Origin of the sequence: Bradyrhizobium jicamae, assembly GCF_018130695.1 — a bacterium.
GTDB lineage: Bacteria > Pseudomonadota > Alphaproteobacteria > Rhizobiales > Xanthobacteraceae > Bradyrhizobium > Bradyrhizobium jicamae_B.
The window spans coordinates 77,395-99,835 of sequence record NZ_JAFCJX010000032.1 but is presented as its reverse complement, the minus strand read 5'-3'; the positions used below and the strand labels follow the sequence as shown (position 1 = coordinate 99,835).

At 64.9% G+C, this 22,441-nt stretch carries 18 protein-coding genes; 9 read left to right on the top strand and 9 right to left on the bottom strand.

The genetic code is table 11. The annotated features are described in order from the left end of the window. Positions 1–430 precede the first annotated feature (430 nt). The 9 genes from JQ604_RS34190 (at position 431) to JQ604_RS34150 (ending at position 10,597) form a co-directional block, all read left to right on the top strand. Positions 431–1,585 (top strand): iron-containing alcohol dehydrogenase, encoded by a 1,155-nt coding sequence (locus JQ604_RS34190; protein WP_212365130.1) that lies wholly within the window; start codon positions 431–433, stop codon positions 1,583–1,585. A gap of 17 nt (positions 1,586–1,602) precedes the next feature. Beyond that, a complete protein-coding gene (locus JQ604_RS34185) occupies positions 1,603–3,153 on the top strand; it encodes an AMP-binding protein (protein WP_212365123.1) in 1,551 nt (516 codons plus the stop codon). Positions 3,154–3,236: 83 nt separating this feature from the next. Then, entirely contained in the window at positions 3,237–3,935 is a 699-nt protein-coding gene (locus JQ604_RS34180; RefSeq protein WP_212365122.1) for a DUF2270 domain-containing protein, read from the top strand. Between the two features lie 33 nt (positions 3,936–3,968). Beyond that, the gene (locus JQ604_RS34175; RefSeq protein WP_212365121.1) at positions 3,969–4,856 is read left to right on the top strand and encodes a TauD/TfdA dioxygenase family protein; all 888 of its coding nucleotides are present in this window, start codon (positions 3,969–3,971) and stop codon (positions 4,854–4,856) included. 199 nt (positions 4,857–5,055) lie between these two features. Beyond that, entirely contained in the window at positions 5,056–6,651 is a 1,596-nt protein-coding gene (locus JQ604_RS34170) for an ABC transporter substrate-binding protein (RefSeq protein WP_212365120.1), read from the top strand. Between the two features lie 95 nt (positions 6,652–6,746). Further along, positions 6,747–7,694 carry an ABC transporter permease gene (locus tag JQ604_RS34165; RefSeq protein WP_212365119.1) on the top strand — a complete coding sequence of 316 codons (948 nt, stop codon included), beginning with the start codon at positions 6,747–6,749 and terminating at the stop codon, positions 7,692–7,694. 4 nt (positions 7,695–7,698) lie between these two features. Then, the gene (locus JQ604_RS34160; protein WP_212365118.1) at positions 7,699–8,592 is read left to right on the top strand and encodes an ABC transporter permease; all 894 of its coding nucleotides are present in this window, start codon (positions 7,699–7,701) and stop codon (positions 8,590–8,592) included. Next, a complete protein-coding gene (locus JQ604_RS34155; protein ID WP_212365117.1) occupies positions 8,592–9,605 on the top strand; it encodes an ABC transporter ATP-binding protein in 1,014 nt (337 codons plus the stop codon). The genes JQ604_RS34160 and JQ604_RS34155 overlap by 1 nt, the downstream gene beginning before the upstream one ends. Next, the gene (locus JQ604_RS34150; RefSeq protein WP_212365116.1) at positions 9,602–10,597 is read left to right on the top strand and encodes an ABC transporter ATP-binding protein; all 996 of its coding nucleotides are present in this window, start codon (positions 9,602–9,604) and stop codon (positions 10,595–10,597) included. The genes JQ604_RS34155 and JQ604_RS34150 overlap by 4 nt, the downstream gene beginning before the upstream one ends. Before the next feature lie 102 nt (positions 10,598–10,699). Here JQ604_RS34150 and JQ604_RS34145 read toward each other — a convergent pair whose 3' ends face one another. The 9 genes from JQ604_RS34145 to JQ604_RS34105 form a co-directional block, all read right to left on the bottom strand. Then, a complete protein-coding gene (locus JQ604_RS34145) occupies positions 10,700–12,676 on the bottom strand; it encodes an acetyl/propionyl/methylcrotonyl-CoA carboxylase subunit alpha (RefSeq protein WP_212365115.1) in 1,977 nt (658 codons plus the stop codon). After that, the gene (locus tag JQ604_RS34140) at positions 12,673–14,289 is read right to left on the bottom strand and encodes an acyl-CoA carboxylase subunit beta (protein ID WP_212365114.1); all 1,617 of its coding nucleotides are present in this window, start codon (positions 14,287–14,289) and stop codon (positions 12,673–12,675) included. Before JQ604_RS34140 ends, JQ604_RS34145 begins: the two co-directional genes overlap by 4 nt. Continuing rightward, entirely contained in the window at positions 14,290–15,888 is a 1,599-nt protein-coding gene (locus JQ604_RS34135; protein WP_212365113.1) for an AMP-binding protein, read from the bottom strand. It lies immediately after the preceding gene. A gap of 141 nt (positions 15,889–16,029) precedes the next feature. Then, the gene (locus JQ604_RS34130) at positions 16,030–16,896 is read right to left on the bottom strand and encodes a 3-keto-5-aminohexanoate cleavage protein (protein WP_212365112.1); all 867 of its coding nucleotides are present in this window, start codon (positions 16,894–16,896) and stop codon (positions 16,030–16,032) included. 105 nt (positions 16,897–17,001) lie between these two features. Beyond that, positions 17,002–17,808: a helix-turn-helix domain-containing protein gene (locus tag JQ604_RS34125; RefSeq protein WP_212365111.1), complete on the bottom strand. Its 807-nt coding sequence runs from the start codon at positions 17,806–17,808 to the stop codon at positions 17,002–17,004. 131 nt (positions 17,809–17,939) lie between these two features. After that, complete coding sequence (locus tag JQ604_RS34120; protein WP_212365110.1) at positions 17,940–18,596, bottom strand: glutathione S-transferase family protein; 657 nt, start codon at positions 18,594–18,596, stop codon at positions 17,940–17,942. 14 nt (positions 18,597–18,610) lie between these two features. After that, positions 18,611–19,822, bottom strand: a complete 1,212-nt coding sequence (locus tag JQ604_RS34115; protein ID WP_212365109.1) for an acyl-CoA dehydrogenase family protein — start codon at positions 19,820–19,822, stop codon at positions 18,611–18,613. 36 nt (positions 19,823–19,858) lie between these two features. After that, complete coding sequence (locus tag JQ604_RS34110) at positions 19,859–21,019, bottom strand: acyl-CoA dehydrogenase family protein (protein WP_212365108.1); 1,161 nt, start codon at positions 21,017–21,019, stop codon at positions 19,859–19,861. Positions 21,020–21,175: 156 nt separating this feature from the next. Beyond that, positions 21,176–22,330, bottom strand: a complete 1,155-nt coding sequence (locus JQ604_RS34105; protein ID WP_212365107.1) for an acyl-CoA dehydrogenase family protein — start codon at positions 22,328–22,330, stop codon at positions 21,176–21,178. Positions 22,331–22,441: the final 111 nt, after the last annotated feature.

Below are 22,441 nucleotides of genomic sequence, written 5' to 3'. Positions count from 1 at the left end.
TGTGCACATGGCGCACGGGACCGCGGGTGCGGCGCGCACCCGGTCTTCCCTGCGCCCTCGCTACAGAGCGAGGGCGGAACGACATGGAAAACTCGGACAAATCATGTCGCGAGAATGCGAAGCTATGTCCTCACACTCCACTGTCATCGCCCGGCTCGCCGCCTCCGCTGAAGCTACGGCGCGCCTGCGAGCGCAAGCCTCGTCGAAGCCTTGGCGTAGACGGGACCGGGCGACCCAGTACGCCGAGACCCATCGATTCCATCGCAAGCGTCTCTGGAATACTGGATCACCCGCATGCGCGGGTGATGACACTGAATTATGAGGCCGGCAAAGGCTGATGACGCCTCGAAATTCCTCCGCTAACCTGCCGCCCAACAAGGCCGGCAACCGGCTCAAGAGACCAAGCAAGATGTCCCGGGAGGACAAAAGCGTGCACAAGGGCCGTGTCGTATTTGGCGCCATGGACGAAGTCGTGTTCGGGCGGCCTGCAACGGAAGCGGTGGTCGAGCAACTGGACCGCCTTGGCGCCCAGCGTGCGTTCCTGATGGTGTCGGGAACTCTGAACCGCAGCACTGACGAGATCGAGAAGGTGCGCCGCGCGCTTGGCGCCCGCTGCGTCGGCACGTTCGACCAGATGCCCGCCCATACCCCACGCGCCGCCGTGATCGCCGCGACCGCACAGGCGCGCAACGCCAGGGCCGACCTGATCGTCACCATCGGTGGCGGCTCGATCACCGACGGCGCCAAGGCGGTGCAGCTTTGCCTCGCCAACGACGTCACCACGACCGACGGCATCGAGCGGATCCGCACCCATGGCGGCGTCTCGCCCGAGATGAAGCCGCCGACCGTGCGCCAGATCAGCGTGCCGACCACGATCGCCGGCGGCGAGTTTTCCTCGATCGCCGGGGTCACCAATGAAGCAAAGAAGCAGAAGGAGATGCTGCGCCATCCGCTGGTGATGCCGCGCGCCACCATCCTCGACCCCGAGCTATCCGTCCACACGCCGGAATGGCTGTTCCTCTCCACCGGCATCCGCGCCGTCGACCATTGCGTCGAAGGCATCTGCTCGCGCGAGGCGCATCCCTACGGCGATGCACAGGCGCTGAAGGGGCTGGAAATGCTGGCGCAGGGCCTGCCGCGGGTGAAGGCTGACCCGAAGGATATTTCCGCGCGGATGGATTGCCAGATCGGCACCTGGCTCTCGACCGGACCATTGGCCTCGGGCGTGCCGATGGGCGCGAGCCACGGCATCGGTTATGTGCTCGGCGCCGAGTTCGGCGTGCCGCACGGCTACACGTCCTGCGTGATGCTGCCCGCGGTGATGCGCTGGAACAAACGCGACAATGCCGACCGGCAGGCGCTGGTCGCAGCCGCGATGGGTCATTCCGGCCAGGATGCCGGTGATGTGCTCGATCAATTCATTCGTGATCTCGGCATGCCGCGCAGCCTCAGGGCGGTGCAGGTGGGAGCGGAGCATTTCGACCGCATCGCCGCGCAGTCGATGCGTACGCCCTGGGTGCCGCGCAATCCGCGCAAGATCGATGGGCCGGAGCAGATCCGCGAAATTCTCGATATGGCTGCATAGTGAGGAAGTGGAAATAGATGTATCCCGGCAAGCATGCTTACCTGCGTCCGCTGCAACCCGCCTTCATCATGGCGTCGACCGGCGAGATCGTCACCTATCGCGAGCTCGACGCGCGCAGCAACCGCCTGGCGCATCTGTTCCGCAAGCGCGGCCTGCAGCGGCTCGATCACTATTCGATCTTCATGGAGAACAACAACCGCTACCTCGAGGCCTGCGGCGCCGGCGAGCGCTCGGGCCTCTATTTCACCTGCATCAACTCCTTCCTCACTCCGGGCGAGCTCGCCTATCTCCTGACCAATAGCCAGTCGCGCATCCTGATCACCTCGAAGGCGAAGCTCGACATCGCGCGCGAGGCGCTGAAGGAATGCCCCAACGTCGCGCTCTGCGTCGTCGTCGACGGCGCGACCGAAAGCGAGCGCATCGTCAGCCTGCAGGATGCGACTTCAGGGTTACCGTCGACGCCGATCGCGGACGAAGCACTGGGGACCGCGATGCTGTATTCGTCCGGCACCACCGGCCGTCCCAAAGGCATCCTGCGCCCGCTGCCGGAGCAGCCGCCGGTGCAGAACCTGCCGCTGTTCGATTTCCTGATCGGAATCTGGAAATACCGCGAGGGCATGGTCTATCTCTCGCCGGCCCCGCTCTATCATTCGGCGCCGCAAGCCGCGGTCAATCTCACCATCCGGATGGGCGGCACCGCCATCATCATGGAGAGCTTTGATCCCGAGCGTTATCTCGAGCTGGTCGAGAGGTGGGGCGTCACGCATACCCAGCTGGTGCCAACGATGTTCTCGCGGATGCTGAAGCTGCCCGAAGCAGTCCGCAACCGCTACGATCTGTCGTCGCTGGAGATCGCGATCCATGCCGCGGCGCCCTGCCCGGCGCTGGTGAAGGACGACATGATCAAATGGTGGGGCCCGATCATCCACGAATATTACGGCGCCACCGAAGGCCTCGGCTTCACCGCTTGCGACAGCCAGGAATGGCTGGCGCATCGCGGCACCGTCGGCAAGGTGCTGCTCGGCGATCTGCATATCCTCGACGAGAACATGCAGCCGGCGCCGAAGGGCACGCCCGGCACTGTGTGGTTCAAGACCGGTTCGCCGTTTGAATATTTCAACGATCCCGCCAAGACCAGGGAGGCGCGCTCGGCCGACGGCAGCATGAGCACGGTCGGCGACGTCGGCTATGTCGACGACGACAACTTCCTCTATCTCACCGACCGCGCCACCTTCATGATCATCTCGGGCGGCGTGAACATCTATCCGCAGGAATGCGAGAATTTGCTGATCACCCATCCCAAGGTCGCCGACGCCGCGGTGTTCGGCGTGCCCAATGTCGACCTCGGCGAGGAGGTGAAGGCGGTGGTGCAACCGGTCGACGGCATCGCACCGGGGCCTGAGCTGGCCGAGGAGCTGATGGCGTTCTGCGCGACATCGCTGTCGCGCCAGAAGGTGCCGCGCTCGGTCGACTTCGAGGCCGAGCTGCCACGGCTGCCGACCGGAAAGCTCTACAAGCGCCTGCTGCGCGACCGCTACTGGGGCAACAAGACCTCGCGGATCGTGTGATGCAACTTGTGCTGGACTCGCCTCGTGCGGGTGGGCGTGCCTATAGTAGCGAATTGTCAGCCAACTTCGCCGGGAGGCATGTCATGCCATCATCCCAACCGCGCGAGCCGACGCCGCAGGCGGCCCGAAGGCTCGAATTCACCGCTGCAGAGATCGGCGCGATCGCCCATCTCTACCGCGGCGAGGTGTACCGCAGCACTGTCTGGCGCACGCGCCTCGACAGCTCCACCAACTGGGCGGTCGTCACCACGGGCATCGCGCTCTCGGCGACCTACAGCAGCGCGGTCGCCTCGCCCCTGCCGATGGTGCTGGTCGGCCTGCTGGTGACCGTGTTCCTGCTGTTCGAGGCCCGCCGCTACCGCTACTTCAATGTCTGGCGCGCCCGGGCCCGCCTGCTCGAGACCGATTTCTACGCGCCCATGATCCGGGGCGAAGATCTCGCGCTGGATTCGGGCTGGACCGAACTGCTGGCCGATGACTACCGCCACCCGCGCTACCACATCAGCTATGCGCGCGCGATCGGGCGGAGGCTGCGGCGCACCTATGGCTGGATCTTCGCGATCCAGGCCATCGCCTATTACGGCAAGCTCGCGATCCATCCGCTGCCGCTCATCCAGCTGTCGGAGGTGTGGGAGCGCGCCGCGATCGGCCCGATTCCCGGCACGATGGTCGTGCTCGCCGGCGTGGCGTTCCACGCCAGCTGGGCCGTATTCGCGCTGGTCACGCATCGCATCGAAGCGGCCAGCCACAAGCAGCGACAGAATCTGATCGCGATGGGTTAGCAGCAACAAGAAGAAAATCAGGGAGGATATCAGATGGACGTGATCCCGCTGGGTCTGGGTTTCGGCGCGGAGTTGCGCGGCGTGACGCTGAGCGACGTCGCCAATGACGACGCGGCCTATACGGCGGTGCGGGCGGCGTTCGAGGAACACTCGGTGCTCGTGTTTCGCGGCCAGGATGTCACCGACGACATCCAGCTCGCATTCTCACGTCGCTTTGGTCCACCGGAAGTCACAAAAGTCGGCTCGATGGGCACCGGCTCGCATTTCGTGATCCTCTCGACCTTCGGCCCCGACGGCAAGGTGGTGGCAGCCGATCACCGGCAATCGATGCGCGCCAAGGCCAACCAGCTCTGGCACACCGATTCGTCCTTCAAGCGCGTGCCGGCGCTGACCTCGATCCTGTCGGCGCGGATCATTCCCGAGCATGGCGGCGAGACCGAGTTCGTCTCGATGCGGCTGGCGTTCGAGCGGCTCGACAAGGCGCAGCAGCAGCGGCTGGAAAATTCCTTTGCCTGGCACTCCTACGCGCATTCGCGCAGCAAGGTTGCCGCGGGCCTGGCGACATCGGCGGAAGTCGACGCGCTGCCGCCGGTGTGCTGGCGCATGGTGTGGCGCAATCCCGTCAATGGCCGCGGCGCGATCTATCTGGCCTCCCACGCCTATGGCGTCGAGGGCATGGATGCCGCCGATGGCACGGCACTGATCGAGGAGCTGACTGCCGCGGCGACCGCGCCCGGCGTCAGCTATCTGCATCAATGGAAGCAGGGCGACGTCGTGATGTGGGACAACCGCGCCACCATGCATCGCGGCCGCCCCTGGCCCGCGCATGAGGGCCGCCTGATGATCCGCACCACGATCTCGGCAACGGAGGCCGATGGCGTCGGGACCGTGGCACCGCCCTCGTCGCAGGCGGCGGAGTAAACGAGGTCATTCTGTCGCAGTGCCATCAGTCGTTCCAGCCATCGCGAGTTCCGCGCATATTCCCACGATGTGGAAAGTCTTGCGGCGCAAGTCATCCTTATTGCCAATCCCCGCGCGGGCCGCGCGGGTTGCCCGCACCTCTCCCCGTGGTATCGTCGATGCCAATCGGCCATCGAGACCGAACATCGTGGAGGGGACCATGCGGAGCGTGCAAGCGCTGGCCGTCGTGCTGTTGTCTGTGCTGGCAATCGGCGATGCGTCGGCGGCGGGTGAAGGGAAGTCCGGCGGCATCTTCCGGATCTACCACCGCGACAGCCCCGGCAGCGCCTCGATCCACGAAGGCGCGACCTACTCGCTGAACGTGCCGTTCATGCCGATCTTCAGCAACCTCGTGATCTTCGATCAGCACATCGCGCAAAACAGCACCGACACGATCCGGCCTGAGCTTGCCGAAAGCTGGGCCTGGAGCGCCGACAACAAGACGCTGACCTTCAAGCTGCGCAAGGACGTGAAGTGGCACGACGGCAAGCCGTTCACGTCGGCCGACGTCAAATGCACCTTCGACATGCTGATGGGCAAGTCGCAGCAGAAATTCCGGCAGAACCCGCGCAAGAGCTGGTACGACCAGGTCAACGACGTCACCGTCAACGGCGACTATGAGGCCTCGTTCAACCTGAAGCGCCCGCAGCCCGCGCTGCTGTCGCTGCTCGCGTCGGGCTACACGCCGGTCTATCCCTGCCACGTCTCGCCGGCGGAGATGCGCACCAAGCCGGTCGGCACAGGGCCGTTCAAATTCGTCGAGTTCAAGGCCAACGAGTCGATCAAGCTCGTCAAGAACCCGGATTACTTCAAGAAGGGCCTGCCCTATCTCGACGGCATCGAGTTCACCATCATCCCGAACCGCTCGACCGCGATCCTCGGCTTCGTCTCCGGCAAGTTCGACATGACCTTCCCGACCGAAGTGTCGATCCCGCTGCTCAAGGACGTCAAATCGCAGGATCCCAAGGCGATCTGCGTGGTGGAGCCGAACAACGTCTCCACCAACATCATCGTCAACTCGTCGGCAGCGCCGTTCGACAATCTCGACGTCCGCCGCGCGCTGGCGCTGGCGCTCGACCGCAAGGCGTTCATCCAGATCATGTTCGAGGGCCAGGGCGATATCGGCGGCACGATGGAGCCGGCGCCGGCGGGACAGTGGGCGATGCCCAAGGAGATGCTGGAATCCATTCCCGGCTACGGCCCCGACGTGAACGCCAACCGCGAGGAGGCGCGCAAGCTGATGCAGAAGGCGGGCTTTGGCCCCGACAAGCATCTCGCGATCAAGGTCTCCACCCGCAACATCGCCGTCTACCGCGATCCCGCCATCATCCTGATCGACCAGCTCAAGAGCATCTATATCGACGCCGAGCTCGACGTCGTCGACACCGCGCAGTGGTTTCCGAAGGTCGCCCGCAAGGACTATACGCTCGGGCTCAATCTGACCGGCAATGCGGTCGACGATCCCGACCAGTCCTTCTACGAGAACTATGCCTGCGGCTCGGAGCGCAACTACACCAACTATTGCAACAAGGACATCGAGAAGCTGTTCGATCAGCAATCCGAGGAAACCGATCTCAACAAGCGCAAGAAGCTGGTCTGGGAGATCGACAAGAAGCTGCAGGAGGACGTCGCGCGTCCCATCATCTTCCACGGCCGCACCGGCACCTGCTGGCAACCCTATGTCAAGAACATCACGGTGATGTCCAACAGCTCCTATAACGGCTATCGTTACGAAGACGTCTGGCTGGATAAATAGCGTTTTCGAGCGAAGTGGACACCGGTTCGCGTGAAGAAACGCGTCAAAAAATAGATTAGTAAACCAGCCGACGCCGCATCAGGGAGAGAGCCAGGGTGTTTGCCTATATCGTGCGGCGGCTGTTCCTGATGCTGGTGACCCTGTTCGGGATCTCGGTCATCATCTTCGTGCTGCTGCGCGTCGTGCCCGGCAACATCGTCGACATCCTCTTTGATGCGGCCGGCTTCGTCGATCCCGCCGACAAGGCCAATCTGGAGAAGGAGCTCGGGCTGAGCCAGCCGATCGTGCTCCAGTATCTGCACTGGATCGGCGGCCTGCTGCGCGGCGATCTCGGCTATTCCTACGTCTCGGAGAAGCCGGCGCTGGAGGAGATCCTGCCGCGGATTCCGATCACGGCGCGGCTCGCAGGGCTGGCGCTGCTGTTCTCCGCCTCGATCGGCATTCCCTTAGGCGTGATCAGCGCCGTGCATCAGGGCTCGCGGCTGGATTATGCGCTGCGCGTCGTCAGCCTCAGCGGCTTGTCGCTGCCGTCATTCTGGCTCGGGCTTTTGATCCTGATGGCATCGGTGTCGATGTTCGGCACCATGCCGATCTACAATCCGAACCCGCGGACCTGGCTCGAGGCGCTGTCGATCTATGCCGTGCCGGCGATGGCGGTCGGCTTCCGCAGCGCGGCGCTGACCATGCGCATCACCCGCTCCTCGATGCTGGAGATATTGCGGCAGGACTACATCCGCACCGCGCGCGCCAAGGGCGCCTCCGAGGCGTCGGTGAACTATCACCACGCCTTGAAGAACGCGGTGCTGCCCGTGATCACCGTGATCGGCATCGAGGCGGCGTTCCTGATCGGCGGCCTCATCGTCACCGAGACCGTGTTCAACATCCCCGGCATCGCCCGCTTCCTGGTCGAGGCGCTGCGCTGGCGCGACTATCCGATCGTGCAGAACCTCGTGATGTTCATCGCCGTCGTTGTTGTGGTGGTAAATTTCACGGTCGACATGCTCTACGCCGCGATCGATCCGCGCATTCGGTTCGGAGACTGAGCCGATGGCGACGATCAATTTCGACAGCGAACTTCGCAAGGCCGGCGCCAACGCCACCGGCGGCTGGCGCCGGCTGGCCTTCCTGGCGCAGCGCTACATGCTCGGCACGGTCGGCCTCGTCATCATGCTGCTGTTCGTCTGGACTGCGCTGTCGGCCGACCTGATCAGCCGCTACGATCCGCTCAGCGTCGATTCCGCGCATCGGCTGGCGCCGCCCTCGGCGCTGCACTGGTTCGGCACCGATTCCTTCGGTCGCGACGTCTGGAGCCGCATCATCCACGGCGCGCGGATCTCGCTCGCGGTCGGCATCGGCTCGACCACGCTCGGTGCTACGCTCGGCGTCATCGTTGGCCTGACCTCCGGTTACCTCTCCGGCTGGGTCGACCTCGTGTTCCAGAGGATCACCGACATCCTGCAATCGCTGCCGCTCCTGGTGCTTGCGCTGGTGATGACCGCCGCGCTCGGCCCGTCGCTGCCGAACGTGATCATCGCAATCGCGATTCCGCTGATCCCGACGGTGGCGCGCGTGATCCGCGCCAACACGCTGGCGCTGCGCGAGCAGCCGTTCGTTGAAGCCGCCAAATCGATCGGCATGAGCGAGACCCGGATCGCACTGCGCCACGTGCTGCCGAACACGATCGCACCGCTGATCGTGCTCGCCACCGCCCAGCTCGGTTCGACCATCCTGACCGAGGCATCACTGTCGTTCCTCGGCCTCGGCATTCCCGAGCCCTATCCGTCCTGGGGACGCATGCTGTCGGAGTCGGCGGCCGAATATGTCCGCACCGCGCCGTGGCTCGTGATCTTCCCGGGCATTGCGATCAGCCTCGCCGTATTCGGCACCAATCTGTTCGGCGACGCCTTGCGTGACATCCTCGATCCGAGGCAGCGCGGCTGATGAGCGAGACCCGAGCGACCGAGATGGTTCTCGATGTAAAGAACCTTCAGACCGTGTTTTTCACGAATTCGGGTCTGTTCCGTGCGGTCGACGACGTCTCGTTCTCGGTCGGCCGCGGCGAGACGCTGGCGATCGTCGGGGAATCCGGCTGCGGCAAGAGCGTCAGCGCGCTGTCGATCATGCGCCTGGTGCCTGATCCGCCCGGCCGCATCGTCGGCGGCTCGGTGATACTCGAAGGCACCGACCTGCTCGCGCTCGACGACGCCGCGATGCGCGGCATCCGGGGCAACCGCATCTCGATGATTTTCCAGGAGCCGATGACCTCGCTCAATCCGGTGATGCGGATCGGCGACCAGATCATCGAGGCGGTGCGGCTGCACCAGAAGGTGACCAACAAGGAGGCGTGGCAGCGCGCGGTCGAGATGCTGCGGCTGGTGCGGATTCCCGAGCCGGAACGCCGCGCGCGCGAATATCCGCACCAGCTCTCCGGCGGCATGCGCCAGCGCGCGATGATCGCGATGGCCTTGGCCTGCCGGCCGGCACTGCTGATCGCGGACGAGCCGACCACCGCGCTCGACGTGACGATCCAGGCGCAGATCCTGGCGCTGATCGTCGATCTGCAGAAGACACTCGGCACCGGACTGATCCTGATCACCCATGATCTCGGCGTCGTCGCCCAGACCGCGCAGCGCGTGATCGTGATGTATGCCGGCAAGAAGGTTGAGGAAGCGACGGTCGAGGCGCTGTTCGAGAATCCGCGCCATCCCTATACGCGCGGGTTAATGGCGTCGATGCCGGCGGTGATCGCGCTCGGCGCACAGAGCGATGCGCGACTGACCGAGATTCCCGGCATGGTGCCGTCGCTGACGAACTTGCCGCCGGGCTGCGCTTTCGCGCCGCGCTGCAAGCTCGCAGTCGACCGCTGCCGCCAGGCCTATCCGCCGCTGGAGGAAGTCACGCCGAACCATTGGGCCGCCTGCTGGCGCGCGGGCGAACTGACGGGGGCGGTATGAGCGAGCAGCGCCCGCTTCTGGAGGTTACCGATCTCGTCAAGCACTACGCGGTGCGCGGCGGCATCCTGCGTCGGCAGATCGGCACCGTGCATGCGGTCGACGGCGTCAGCTTTGCGCTCGGCACCGGCGAGACGCTCGGCCTGGTCGGTGAATCCGGCTGCGGCAAGTCGACAGTGGCGCGCACCGTGCTGCGGCTGGTCGAGCCGACCAGCGGCGCGATCAGGCTCGATGGCGAGGATATCGCATCGCTCAGCAAGACGGCGCTGCGGCCGCATCGCCGCTCAATGCAGATCGTGTTCCAGGATCCCTTCGCGTCGCTCAACCCGCGCATGACCGCCGGCGATATCGTCGGCGAGCCCCTGAGCGTGCACGGGCTCGCGACGGGCGCGAAGCAGCAGGAGCGCGTCGCGGAACTGTTCCAGCAGGTCGGCCTGCGTGCCGACCAGATGAAGAATTTTCCACATCAATTCTCCGGCGGCCAGCGCCAGCGCATCTGCATCGCCCGCGCGCTCTCGCTCGGCCCGCGCCTGATCGTCTGCGACGAGCCAGTCTCTGCGCTCGACGTCTCCATCCAGGCGCAGGTGATCAATCTGTTGATCGACCTGCAGCGCAGGCAGAATTTCTCCTATCTGTTCATCGCGCACGATCTCGCCGTCGTCGCCCATATCAGCCACCGCGTCGCCGTGATGTATCTCGGCCGCATCGTCGAGATCGCCGACAAGGCCGCATTGTTCGCCAACCCGCGCCATCCCTACACGCAGGCGCTGCTGGCCTCGGTGCCGGTTGCCGATCCCAAGGCAAAGCGCCTGACGCCATTGATCGACGGCGATGTGCCAAGCCCGATCAACCCGCCATCAGGCTGCGCGTTTCATACGCGCTGCCGCTATGCGATGGACCGGTGCAAGGTGGACCGGCCGGTGCTGAAAGACGCCGGCGCCAAACATCAGGTGGCGTGCTGGCTGAATGAGGGGACCGGGCAGTCGGCCACATAACCAGTGCGTAGGGTGGGCAAAGCGAAGCGTGCCCACCATCACGAGCACGACACTTGATGGTGGGCACGGCGCTACGCGCCTTTGCCCACCCTACGCATCCCGTTATGCGGCTGCCTCGATCTCCACCACGATCTTCCCCATGGCCACCTGCTCGCCCTCGACAACGTCGATCGCCGCCACCGTGCCCGCGACGCCGGCGGTGTGGACATGCTCCATCTTCATCGCCTCCAGCGTCATCACCGGCTGACCGGCCGAAACCTTGTCGCCGGCTTTCACCAGCAGCGCGACGACACGGCCGTTCATGGCGGCGCGGACTTTGCCGTCACCGCCCGCAGACGCCGCGCTCTCCGGCGGCGCCAGCGTGAGATCGCGGACCGACAGCGTGACGCCGCGATGCAGGATGTAGAGCCGATCGCCGTCACGAAGGTATCGCGCGGAATCCATCAGTCCGTTGTTCCCGAAGCGGATCACGTCGCTGCCGAGGTCCTCGATTTCGAAGCGATGCTGGTCGCCATTGCCGACGGCATAACGACCGTCGCGCTCGCGAACGACCTCGATCTCCTGCACGCCATGACCGAGATCGATGCGCAGTCCGAGCGGAAATGTCGCGGCGAGCGATCGTCCGCGCCGCCATGGCGGCGCGTGGGGATTGGTGACGTAGAGCAGCAGCGCCGCCAGCGCGATGTCCCTGTCCTGATCGGCACGCGGCGCCAGCAACGCCTCGCGGTGCTGGCCGATGAAGGCCGTGGTCGCCTGGCCCTTCGCAAAGGTGGGATGGCGCAGGCAGTCGATCAGAAACCCCTGGTTGGTGGTGACGCCGAAGGCGGCGACCTGCTCCAGCCCGCAGATCAATTTTCCGCGCGCCTCGTCGCGCGTCGCGCCATGGCTGATGATCTTTGCGATCATCGAATCGTAGAACGGCGGGATCTCCGAGCCTGACTGCAGCGCGTGCTCGGCGCGAACGGTCTCCGGCATCTGCCACAGCGCCATCCGGCCGGATTGCGGCATGAAATCATGGCGGGCGTCTTCGGAGCACAGCCGCACCTCGATGGCGTGGCCGGAGAATTTGACGTCGTCCTGCTTAAGCGGCAGCGGCTCGCCGGCGGCAATGCGCAGTTGCAGCTCGACCAGATCCAGGCCCGTGATCGCCTCGGTGACGGGATGTTCGACCTGCAGGCGGGTATTCATCTCCATGAAGTAGAAATTGCCGTCGCGGTCGAGCAGGAATTCCAGCGTGCCGGCGCCCTCATAGCCAATCGCCTTCACCGCCTGCACCGCAACCGCGCCCATCCGTGCGCGCAGGTCGGCAGAGACCGCCGGCGATGGCGCCTCCTCGATCAGCTTCTGGTGCCGCCGCTGCACCGAGCAATCGCGTTCGCCGAGATGGATGGCGTTGCCGTGGCGGTCGCCGAACACCTGGATCTCGATGTGGCGGGGATCGACGATCGCGCGCTCGAGGATCACGGTCGCATCGCCGAACGCGCCCTGCGCTTCCGAGCGCGCACTACGCAGCGCATCCGGGAATGCCGCGGCATCAACGACCAGCCGCATGCCGCGTCCGCCGCCGCCGGCGACGGCCTTGATCATCACGGGAAAGCCGATCTTGCCTGCTTCCGCCAGCATCGCGGCATCGCCCTGGTCGGCGCCCTGATAGCCGGGCACGCAGGGTACGCCCGCCTTTTGCATGATGTCCTTGGCGCCCGCCTTGTTGCCCATGGCGCGGATTGCATCCGGCGACGGGCCGATGAAGACCAGCCCAGCGTCGCGGCAAGCTTGCGCGAACTCCTCGTTCTCGGCGAGGAAACCGTAGCCCGGATGCACCGCGCCGGCGCCGCTCGCCTTGGCCGCGGCGATGATCGCGGCGATGTTCAGGTAGGACTGCGCCGGCAGCGGCTCGCCGATCCGCACCGCCTGATCGGCCTCGCGGACATGCAGCGCATCGCGATCGGCATCGGAATAGACCGCGACCACGCCGTAGCCGAGCCGGCGCGCGGTGCGCATGATGCGCAGCGCGATCTCGCCGCGGTTCGCGATCAGGATCTTGAAGAACGGCGTTCGCTTCACAATTGCCCCGCTCATGGCCGCGCCACCGAGAACTGCATGCGTTGGGGCTCGCGTGCCCCGGCCTCACGACAGATCGAAAGCACCTCCGAAAGAACGGCGCGGGTGTCGCGCGGATCGATCACGCCGTCGTCGAGCACACGCGCGCTGGTCGAGAACACGTCCATCTGGCCATCAAACACGCCCGTGATCTGGGCCTTCATCGCCTCCAGCTTCTCCTTCTCGATCGGCTTGCCGCGCCGCGCCGCGGCGGCTTCGGTGACGATCGCCATGGTCTCGGCGGCCTGCTCGCCTCCCATCACGGCGGTCTTGGCGTTCGGCCAGGAGAAGCAGAAGCGCGGATGGAAGCCGCGTCCGCACATGCCGTAATTGCCGGCGCCGAACGAGGCGCCGCAATAGATCGTGATCTGCGGCACCGTCGCCGAGGTCACGGCCTGGATCATCTTGGAGCCGTGCTTGATCATGCCGGCCTCTTCATAGGCCTTGCCCACCATGTAGCCGGTGGTGTTGTTCATGTAGAGGATCGGTGTCTTCGACTGGCAGCAGGCCTGGATGAAATGCGTCGCCTTGTTGGCGCCGGGCACGTCGAGCGGGCCGTTGTTGGTGATGATGCCGATCGCCTGTCCCTCGATGCGGGCGTGGCCGCAGACGGTCGCGGGACCGTAATTCGCACTGAACTCGGTGAAGTCGGAATCGTCAATGAAGCGCGCGATCGCCTGCCGCATGTCGACGGGACGCTTGTGATCCATCGGCATGATGCCGAGCAATTCCTCCGCATCATAGCGCGGCGGCTTGAACGAGGCCTCGTCCTTCCGCTGACGATCCCAGGGCATTTTGGCCATGATGTCGCGCGCGATGCGCAGCGCGTCGCGGTCGTCCTCGGCGAGGTAGTCGCCGAGGCCGGAGATCGCGGTGTGCATCTCGGCGCCGCCGAGCTCCTCCTCGGTCGCGATCTCGCCGGTCGCGGCTTTGAGCAGCGGCGGCCCGGCGAGGAAGGCGCGGGTGCGGCCGCGCACCATCACGATGTAATCGGAGAGGCCGGTCTGATAGGCGCCGCCGGCCGTCGAGGAACCATGCGTTACGGTAACGACGGGAAGCCCGGCCGCGGACAGCCGCGCCAGATTGCGGAAGATGTTGCCGCCGCGAACAAAGTCCTCGACGCGGTAGCGCAGCAGATTGGCGCCGGCGCTTTCGACCAGCTGCACATAGGGCAACTTGTTCTCCAGCGCGAGCTCCTGCACCCGCAGCGTCTTGTCGAGGCCGTAGGGCTGCAGCGCACCGGCGTCGATGCCGGCATCATTGGCGCTGACCATGCAGCGGATGCCGGAGACGAAGCCGATGCCGGCGATCACACCGCCGCCGGGCACGCTCTTGTCGGCATCCGGTACATCGAACATGTAGCCGGTCAACGTCGACAGTTCCAGGAACGGCGAGCCGGGATCGAGCACCAGCGCGACGCGCTCGCGCGGCAGCAATTGTCCGCGCTTGTGAAAGCGATCCTTGGCCGCAGCCGAGGCCGCGCGCGTGCGCTCCTCCAGTGCACGGACCCGCGCGATCAGCGCGAGCATGCCGTCGCGATTGGCCTGGAAGGCCGCGCCGCCGGTTGCAATCGTGTTCTCGATGATGGGCACTTACGCACGCTCCGCAAAATACGCACTGTACTTCTGCCGCAGCTCGACCTTGCGCAGCTTGCCGGTCGCCGTCATAGGCATCTCCTCGACGATACGCACCAGTTTTGGCACCTGAAAGCCGCCGAGATGTTTTCGGCAATGCGCCTCGATCCCGGCCTCGTTCGCAATCGCGCCGGGCTTCAGCTTGACGAAGGCGGAGACCGCCTCGCCCCACTGCGGATGCGGCAGGCCGACCACGGCAGCGTTCTGCACGGCCGGATGCGCCAGCAGCGTCTCCTCGATCTTGACGGAAGCAACATTCTCGCCGCCGGACTTGATCATGTCCTTCTTGCGGTCGAGGAACAGCACCTCGCCCGTCTCGTCGATGACGGCGAGATCGCCGGTGTGGTGCCAGCCGAATTTGCGGGCCTCCTCGGTCGATTTGGGATCCTTGTAATAGCCCATCATCACGTTCGGGCCGCGATGCACGAGCTCGCCGATCTCGCCGCGCGGCAACAGGTTGCCGTTGTCGTCCATGATCGCGGTCTCGTTAACGATCAGCGACTCGCCCCAGTAATTGCCGAACCGATTGAGCTGCACCTCCGGCCGCGACATCGTGGTCGCCGGATACATCTCGGTCTGTCCGCTGGAGAGCACGAAGTTCGGGCAGAGATCGGCGATGGCGCGTTCCAGCAGCGGCTTACCCATCGGCGCCATGGTGTAGATGCAGCAGCGCAGGCCGGACAGATCGTAGTCGCGTCGGCGCGGATGATCGAGGATCGCCTGGTACATCAGCGACAATCCGACGAACACGGTAAGCCTGTCGCGCACGATTGCCTCCATGCAGGCGATCGGATCGAAGCCGCGCATCAGCGCCATGCGGCCGCCGACCGAGAGATAGCTCAAGAGCAGCACATGCCCGGCGCAGTGGAACAGCGGGAATTGCCCGGTGATCCCGTCGTCGCGCGACAGCTGCATCTCGATGCAGTTGCTCATCACGGCCATGACCACGGCGAGATGGCAATGCATCGCGCCTTTCGGGCGAGACGTGGTGCCTGATGTATAGATGATCATCGCGAGATCGCGATCGCCGATCTCGATCTCCGGCTCGACGTCAGACTGGCCCTGGAGCAGATCGTTGAAGTCTTGCAGACCCGTCTTTCCGATATTGCCGGTGAGGTCGATCGCGATCATCTGCAGCCCTCGCGCCTCCAGCGCGGCGCGGCGGTCGGGCTGGCCATGCAGATTGTCGTCGATGATGGCAAAGCGAACCTCGGCATGGCTGATGATGTAGTCCATGTCTGATGGTCCGAGCATGGTGTTGATCGGCACCCAGACGAGGCCGGCGCGATGGATGCCGAACAGCGCTTTGACGAACTCGACCGAGTTGTTGCAGACGGTCGAGATTTTCTCGCCCGGCTTCAGTCCGCGCCGCACCAGATGATTGGCAAAACGGTTGGCGTCGCGCTCGAGCTCAGTGAAGGTGACACGGCGGTCCCCGTCGGTCAGCGCGATGCGGTCCGGAAAGCGCCGCGCCGCGCGCTTCAGGAGATCGCCGATCGCGACCCGGCCGATGCGGCCCGGCCCGGTCACGCCGCCAGTTGCTGCGAGGTTGTCCATGCGTCCTCCTATTACGTCACGTGAGGAGCGGAGCGACGAAGCAATTCATCGCTCCGCATATGCTGCCCCATGGATTGCTTCCGCCTTCGCCAAAGGCTTCGGCGGACAAGTCGCTGCGCTCGCAATGACGATGCGGCAGGCTCAGTGCCTGACCCCAAAAATCTGCCGCGCCTCCGCTGGACTCGCGATCTCGCGTCCGGCATTCCGCGCGCACGTCGCCAACGCTTCGACAAGCTGCCCGTTCGACGTCACCTTGGTGCCGTCGCCGAGATAGAAAGTGTCCTCGAGCCCGCTGCGCAGGTGCCCGCCGAGATCGGCGGCGCACTGGTGCAAGGGCCAGATCTCGGCGCGACCGATTGCGGTGACCTGCCAATGCGCCTCCGGCACCTTCAGTTTCAACAGGATCGGCAACAAGTCGGGATCGGCCGGCATGCCCGAGGCGACGCCCATCACGAAATTATATTCGAGCGGCCCGGAATACATGCCGGTCTGCCGGTACATGCCGACACAGCGGACGATGCCGACGTCGAAGCACTCGAACTCAGGGATCGTGCCGGCGACCTTCATCACATCGAGATAGTCCTGCACCTTCTCGACCGCGTTGTCGAACATCATCGGCGGCCAGGCCCAGGTGTTGTCAGCCTTCACCTTCAGATAATTCAGCGAGCCGGCATTGCAGGCGGCGATCTCGGGCTTGGTTTCGCGCACGCAGTTCAGCGCGCCCTGATAGTTCGGGCCAGAGGTCCCCGTGGTGTGGTTGATGATCACGCCCGGGCAGGCTTCGCGGATCGCCTGCTGGATCTCCTTGCTGACGCTGACCTCCCAGGACGGCAGATGGCCCTTGTTCGGCTCCTGCTGGCGCAGATGGATGTGCATGATGCTGGCGCCGGCGTTGAAGGCGGCCCTAGCCTCGCGCGCCATCTGCTCCGGCGTGACAGGCACATTGTGCTGCTTGGGATCGGTCAGCACGCCGTTCAGCGCGCAGGTGATGACGGCCTTGTTGCTCATCAAACGGGTCCTGTTGGCGACGCGCAATGCCTCGCGTCTCGATGACCCATGATGTGAAATTTGTCGTCACGCTATCTTGCGTTGACTGGCTGTTTGCGGCGCTCCTTACGAAGCAGCCGCCTCCGTGGTCACCGCACCAGCCCGATAGATCGCGAGATCGCGCGAGCCGGAGAAGATCGCGCGCGGCTTCAGGCCGTAGAAGCGGCGGATCGAATGGCTGAAATGGGTCGAGTCGGGATAGCCGATATCCTGAGCGAGATGCGCGAGGTTGATGTCCTGGTTGGCGAAGTGCAGCAGATGCCGCGCGCGCTTCCAGGCGCGGAACGAGCGGAAGGAGATTCCCGTCTCTTCCTTGAACAGATGCAGGAAACGCGACGGCGACAGCCCGGCCTCCGCCGCGCAGCAGGCGGCGGTCAGCGGCTCGCCGGAGATCTTTCCGATGCGGCCGATCGCGCGCACCACGCGCGGATCGAGCGCGCGCTGCGGCAGCGCTTCGCCGAAGCACATGGTGTCGAATTCGGCATTGGAGATCGCATCGCGATGCTGCATCTCGGCGAGCGTCGCGTACGCAGCACGGATGCGGGTGACGAACTCGACTCCGTCGGGTCCCTGCAGCCGGCGGGCGAGCGCTTCCAGCACGCCGTCGGGCACGCTCTCCGGCTCGATCGCGACGCAGATCGCCGAGCGATATTCACTGGTGATGGTGTGGCGCTGGTTCGGCATGGTGACAGCAATCTCGCCGTGGGACTGGCGGCCGTCGCTGGTGGAGAGATGCAGGCCGTCGCGGAGCGCGACATAGACATGGCAGGCGCCGGGGCAACGCTCGCGCGGGCGGCCAAGCAGGCCGGCGTAGAACACCCGCTCCGGCGTGATCAGCATGCGATGACCGGATTCCAGGCCTTTATGATCCATGACAGATTCCTCGGCAGGCTCCTCCGCGCGCGCACCTCTTTGGGCCGCTGCGACGGCGAACACCATAGCGCAAATTCAAGACCTGTCACCGACAGCTTCGGTTAATTCCGGGACACATCGCCGCGACCGGATCAGGGCCGCGCGCGCGGCGCAACATTTTGTTCTACCCCGGCTTTTTGCTCCGCGGCGACCGCGCGCCTAAAACCGTCGCGCTGCTGCAGCCGTGCCCAATAAGCCGCCACATTCGGCCCAAAGTCCTTGGAGAGCCCGATGCTGCCGGCGAGCCGGAGCGCATAGCCATTGGCGATGTCGGCGGCGGTGAAGCGTCCCGCGCAGAGGAATTCCGAATTCGCGCTCGCGGCCTCGACCGCGCGCAGCCGGCCGAGGAACCACTTGGCATAGTCGCCGGCGACCTGCGGGTTACGACGCTCCTCCGGCTCGAGCTGGGTGTAGCGGAGCACCAGCGTCTGCGGAAAGGTCAGCGTCGCATCGGAAAAATACATCCAGTTCAGGAACGTACCGTAGGCCGGCTCGTCGGGTCCGACGATCAGCGGCGTCGGGCCATATTTGGTGCCGAGGTAATGGCAGATGCCTGATGACTCCGTCATCTTCGTCTCGCCATCGACCATGAACGGAATGGTGCCGAGCGGATTGATGCCGAGATACTCCTTGGCGAAGACGCGCGGCGGGAACGGCAGCATCTTGAGCTCGTAAGGAAGCCCAAGCTCCTCCAGCATCCAGAGCGGACGGAACGAGCGCGCGGCATCGCAGTGATAGAGCGTGATCATCGGGCGTTTCCTGTTCAACCGTTGCTGTGCTTGCGCAGCTCGAGGCGCGCGATCTGGTTGCGATGAACCTCGTCCGGGCCGTCGGCCAGACGAAGCAGCCGCGCCGTCGCATAGGCCGCAGCGAGGCCAAAATCATTGCCGGTGCCGCCACCGCCATGGGCCTGGATCGCCCAGTCGATCACCTGGCAGGCCATGTTGGGCACCGCGACCTTGATCATCGCGATCTCAGCCTTCGCGACCTTGTTGCCGACGGTGTCCATCATGTAGGCCGCGTTCAACGTCAGCAGGCGGGCCTGCTCGATCATGATACGGGATTCGGCGATGCGCTCCTGCGTCACGGTCTGCTCGGCCACCGCCTTGCCGAAGGCAATTCGGCTGCGGGTCCGCACGCACATCTTTTCCAGGGTCCGCTCCGCAAGGCCGACCAGCCGCATGCAGTGATGGATGCGGCCGGGGCCGAGCCGGCCCTGTGCGATCTCGAAGCCGCGGCCTTCGCCCAGCAGCATATTGCTCGCGGGAACGCGGACGTCAGCGAATACCACTTCGGAGGCGCGATCCGGCACGCCATAGAAGCCGAACACCGGCAGCGGCCGCAGCACCGTGATTCCAGGCGTATCCATCGGCACCAGGATCATCGACTGCTGGCGATGCCGATCCGGATTGTCAGGGTCGGTCTTGCCCATGAAGATGCAGATCTTGCAGCGCGGATCGGTGGCGTTGGTGGTGTACCATTTGCGGCCGTTGATGACGTAGTCATCGCCGTCGCGCACGATCGAGCTTTCGATGTTGGTGGCGTCGCTGGAGGCGACCGCCGGCTCGGTCATGGCGAAGCAGGAGCGGATCTCGCCCGCCAGCAGCGGCTTCAGCCAGCGCTGCTGATGCTCGCGCGTCGCGTAGCGCGCCAGCACCTCCATATTGCCGGTGTCGGGCGCCGAGCAGTTGAAGACTTCAGGCGCCAGATGCGAGCGGCCCATCACCTCGCAGAGCGGAGCATATTCGAGATTGCTGAGGCCAGCACCATGCTCGCTCTCGGGCAGGAACAGATTCCACAGCCCCTCCTGCTGCGCCTTCGGCTTCAGCTCCTCGACCACTGGAAACACCTTCCACGGGCCAAGCTCTTCCGCCTCGCGATAGTAACGCGCCTCGTTCGGATAGATGTGGCGGTCCATGAACGACTGAAGCCGGTGCTTCAGCTCGACGACGCGCTGGCTTTCCTGAAACAGCATCTCGACATCCACCCTGCTTGTACGACGCGCGCAGTCCTATTGCTTCTTGAGTCCGGGCAAGATGCCCATCATCTTGCACAACACCATCAGCATCACCTCGTCGGCGCCGCCGCCGATCGAGGTCAGCCGGCTGTCGCGATAGGCCCGGCTCACCGGCGTCTCGTTGGTAAAGCCCATGCCGCCCCAATATTGCAGGCAGGCATCGGTGAGCTCACGCCCGAGTCGGCCGGCCTTCAGCTTCGCCATGGTCGCAAGCCGCGTCACGTCCTCGCCCGCAACCAGCGCCTCGCCGGCACGATAGATCAGTGAGCGCAGCAGCTCCACCTCGGTCTGCATCTCCGCAAGCTTGAAATGCACCACCTGATTGTCGAGGATCGTGCCGCCAAACGCCTTGCGGTTGCGCGTGTACTCGATGGTCTCGTTGATGATGTATTCATGCGCCTTCAGGCAGGCGGCCGCGCCCCACAGCCGCTCCTCCTGGAACTGGATCATCTGGTAGGTGAAGCCTTGCCCCTCCTCGCCGATCCGGTTGCGCTTGGGCACGCGGACATTGTCGAAGAAGATCTGCGCGGTGTCGGAGGAGCGCATGCCGAGCTTGTCGAGTTTTCGCGCGACTTGAACACCCCTGGTCTTCATGGGCACGCAGATCAGCGACTTGTTGCGATGGACCTGGCCATCGCTGGTGTTGGCGAGCAGGCAGATCCAGTCGGCCTGGGTGCCGTTGGTGATCCACATCTTGCCGCCGTTGATGACATAGTCGTCGCCGTCGGAGCGGGCGTTCGTCTTGATCGAGGCGACGTCGGAGCCGGCACCGGGCTCGGAGACGCCGATGCAGGCGACCTGATCGCCGCTGATTGCCGGCACGAGAAACTCGCGTCGCACCTCATCGGAGCCGAACCGCGCCAGCGCCGGTGTCGCCATATCGGTCTGCACACCGATCGCCATCGGCACGCCGCCGCAGGTGATGGCGCCGAGCTCCTCGGCCATCATCAGCGCGTAGGAATAATCGAGACCCTGGCCGCCGAACTCGACGGGCTTGTTCAGGCCAAGGAAACCGAGATCGCCGAGCTTCTTGAACAGCTCATGCGCCGGAAAGATGTCCGCCTTCTCCCATTCGTCGACATGGGGATTGATCTCGGCGGCTATGAATTTCTGCAGCGCGCGGCGCGGTTCGTCGTGGTCGGCCGTGAAGAGCATTCTCTTTCCTCGTCATCTTCTCTCCTCACCTCCCCCTGAAAGGGGGAGGTCGGCACGCCCGGCAACGCCGGGCGGGCCGGGTGGGGGTCAAACTGTCAGTAGGACTCGCGGCTTGACCCCCACCCTGCCCTCCCCCTTTCAGGGGGAGGAATACCATCACAATCCCATCTGCCTTGACGCGAGATCCTTCATGATCTCCTCGGTGCCGCCGCCGATCGCATTGACCTTGACCTCGCGGTAGATCCGCTCGACCTTGATGCCGCGCATGAATCCGGCGCCGCCGAAGATCTGCACGGCTTCGGAGGCGCAATGCGCCATGGTCTGCGTCGCCTGGTTCTTCATCATGCAGATCTCGGCGACCGGGCTCTCGCCCTGGCCGAGCCGCCACGCCAGCATTTCCAGCATCGCCTGCGAGGCCGCGACCTTCTGCGCCATGTCGACGATCTTGTGGCGGATCACTTGGTGCTGTGCGATCGGCTTGCCGAAGGTCTTGCGCTCCCTGGCGTAGGCGATCGCCTCCTCGACGCAGACGCGGGCATAGGCGGTGCAGCTCGCCGCCATGCCCATCCGTTCGCTGTTGAAATTGTGCATGATGATCTTGAAGCCCTGGCCCTCCTCGCCGATCAGATTCTCGGCCGGCACGCGGCATTCGTCGAAATGCAGGGTCGCGGTGTCGGAGGCCCACCAGCCCATCTTCTTCAATTTCGTCCGCGACAAGCCCGGCGTATTGCCCTCGATCAGGAGCAGGCTGACACCGCCCGCGCCCTCGCCGCCGGTGCGCACCGCAACGGTCAGATAATCGGCGCGCACGCCGGAGGTGATGAACGTCTTCTCGCCGCTGACGACGTAATGATCGCCGTCGCGCCGCGCCTTGGTGCGCAGATTTGCCACGTCGGAGCCGCCGCTCGGCTCGGTGATGGCGAGCGCGGAAATCTTCCGGCCCGACAGCACTTCCGGCAGCACCCGCGCCTTCACCTCCGGCCGCGCCGCGCGGGCGATCGGTGGCGAGCCGATGGTGTGGCTCATCAGGCTCGACGAGACGCCGCCGGCACCGGCGCGCGCCAGCTCCTGCGAGGCCACGATCTTCATGAACTGGTCGGCGGCGACCCCGCCATATTCCTCGGGGAAGCCGAGGCCCAGCAGCCCGATCTCGGCCGCCTTGACATAGAGCTCGCGCGGAAACTCGCCGGCCTCGTCCCATTCATGGGCGTGAGGCTCGATCTCCTTCATCACAAAGCGCCGCATCACGTCGCGAAAGGCTTCATGCTCCGCGGTGTAGAACGGGTTTTGCGGTCGCGTGCGCTCCAGCATGGCATCCTCCTCAGGCGAATCGAAATTGCCCCGATTTGACGCTGGTCCACTTGCGTTAAGCCGCTGTCGAAATCGGCCAACGCGGTAACGCCAGCATGCCACGGTTGGCGG